A 2,201-nucleotide genomic window follows, 5' to 3' on the forward strand; every position below is an offset into this window, starting at 1 on the left:
CTTGTCGCTGAGCAGTGCCATGTCACGCCTTCCGGGGCATCCACCCGGGGTTGGCCAGCGCCGCCGGGCGGCGGCCGGCGAGCACGTCGCCGACGCCGCGGGCGGCGGCGGCGAAGGTGGCGGCCGTGGCCCGGCGGGTCAGGCCCATCAGGTGGGGGGTGAGGACGACGTCGGGGTGGTCGAACAGGGGATGGTGCGGGGGCGGCTCGGGGTCGAAGACGTCCAGGCCGACCCCGGCCAGCCGACCCGCCCGCAGGGCGGCCAGCACGGCGTCGAGATCCAGCAGGCCTCCTCGGCCGCAGTTGACCAGGACCGCCCCGGGCCGGACCCGGGTCAGGAGCGCCTCGCCGACCAGGTGGCGGGTCTGGCCGGTCAGGGGGGCGTGCAGGGTCAGGACGTCGCTGGCGGCGGCCAGGTCCCCGAGGTCGGGGCGGTCGATCTCGGCCGGTGGCGGACTGAACGGGTCGTGGGCCAGCACCCGCATCCCGAACGCCCCGGCGAGCTCGCCGACGCGGCGGCCGATACGGCCGTAGCCGACGATGCCGATGGTGGCGCCGTCGAGGTCGCCGACCGGCACCCGGCCCCGCTCGGCCCAGCGGTCCTCGCGGACCAGCCGGGTCAAGGGTCCCAGCCGCTTGACCAGGTGCAGGGTCATGGCCAGGACGCCCTCGGCGACGGCCCGGGTGCCGCTGCCGGGCGTGACCACGACGGTGATCCCGCGGGCCCTCGCCGCCTCCAGGTCGACGAGGTCGACCCCGACCCCGGTGCGGGCCACGACCCGCAGCCGGGGGGTGCGGTCGAGGAAGGCCGCGTCCACCACCGCGTCGGCGCGGGCGATGGCGCCGGCGGCCACGGCCAGGTCGTTTGGGCCGGGGTCGGGGACGAACGACACGCCGTCGCCCAGGACCCCGGTGACCAGGGCCGGGTCGACCTGGCCGAGGGCGACGACAACGGGCCGGTCAGCCATCGCGTCCCTCCCCTGGCCGCCGGGACGTGCTGGCCCGGACGACCAGGCGGGGCGGGATCAGCTCGGTCCCGGCCTCGGCGCCGGGCTCGCCGATGCGGCGCAGCAGCCGCTCGGCTGCGGTGGCCCCGATCTGGGCGTTGCCGGGGTTGACCGTGGTCAGCGAGACCTGGGGGATGGCGGAGAAGAAGGTGTCGTCGTAGCCGGCGACCGCGAGCTCGGCCGGGACGGCCGCGCCGGCCTCGAGCGCGCCCGCCAGGGCGCCGACGGCGGCCAGGTCGTTGACGACCGTGACGGCCGTCGGCCGCTCGCCGTTCTCCAGCAGCCGCGCCGCCCCGGCGTGGCCGGCCTCCTCGGTGAAGTCGCAGGGCTCGACCCGGCAGCGGTCGGCGAGCCCGTGGCGGGCCATGGCGTCCCGGTAGCCGGCGGCGCGGGCGTCGGCGACCTCGCCGCCGGCGCCGCCCAGGTGGGCGATCCGCTCGTGCCCTCGGGCGACCAGGTGGTCGACGACCAGCCCGGCCCCGGCGGCGTCGTCGCTGCGGACCACGTCGGCCCGGGCCAGGCCCTGCCGGCCCCCGCCGGCCACGACCACCGGGACGTCGCCGACGGCGGCGGCCAGGCCGCTGGGGCCGGGCAGCGACCCGATCACGACCAGCCCCTCGACCTTCAGGGACCGCAGCGCCTCGACCGCGCCGGTGTCCAGACGGGCCCGCTCCCCGGCCCGCCGACCGGGCATGACGGCGCTGGTCAGCAGGGTGTCCAGGCCGGCTTCGTGCAGCACGGTGCGCAACGGGTCCACGATCTCGGCGAACCAGGGGTTGTGCAGGTCGGCCACCAGCACCCCGACGGTGCCCGAGCGCAGGGTCGACAGCGACCGGGCCGCCCAGTTGGTCCGGTAGCCGAGCGCCCGGGCCGCCTCCTCGATCCGGAGGCGGCTGGACTCGGCGACCCGGGGGTCGCCCCGCATGGCCAGCGACACCAGCGACTTGGACACGCCGGCGCGGGCGGCCACGTCGATGATGGTCGGCCGGCGCGCCGGGGCCGTGCCCGGCGGCGCTGGGGCCTTGGCCTCGCCCACGCCGGTCAGCCCCGCCGGGCTGCGGTCGTGCCGGCGACGGCCGGGACCTTGTGCCAGCTGCCGTCGGCGGCGGAGCGCTCGGCCGCCGCCACCACCTCGGCCGCCGACAGGGCGTCGTCGACCGAGCTGTTCTCGCGCTCGCCGCCGGCGACGGCGACC

General features: G+C 78.2%; 2 protein-coding genes. Both read right to left on the minus strand.

The window, feature by feature from the left end; all coding sequences use genetic code 11:
• Positions 1-22 precede the first annotated feature (22 nt).
• Complete coding sequence (locus VF468_08500) at positions 23-967, minus strand: NAD(P)-dependent oxidoreductase (protein HEX5878346.1); 945 nt, start codon at positions 965-967, stop codon at positions 23-25.
• Positions 960-2,042 (minus strand): LacI family DNA-binding transcriptional regulator, encoded by a 1,083-nt coding sequence (locus tag VF468_08505; protein HEX5878347.1) that lies wholly within the window; start codon positions 2,040-2,042, stop codon positions 960-962. Before VF468_08505 ends, VF468_08500 begins: the two co-directional genes overlap by 8 nt.
• Positions 2,043-2,201: the final 159 nt, after the last annotated feature.

This window comes from Actinomycetota bacterium (assembly GCA_036280995.1).
In the GTDB taxonomy this organism is placed as follows: Bacteria; Actinomycetota; CALGFH01; order CALGFH01; family CALGFH01; genus CALGFH01.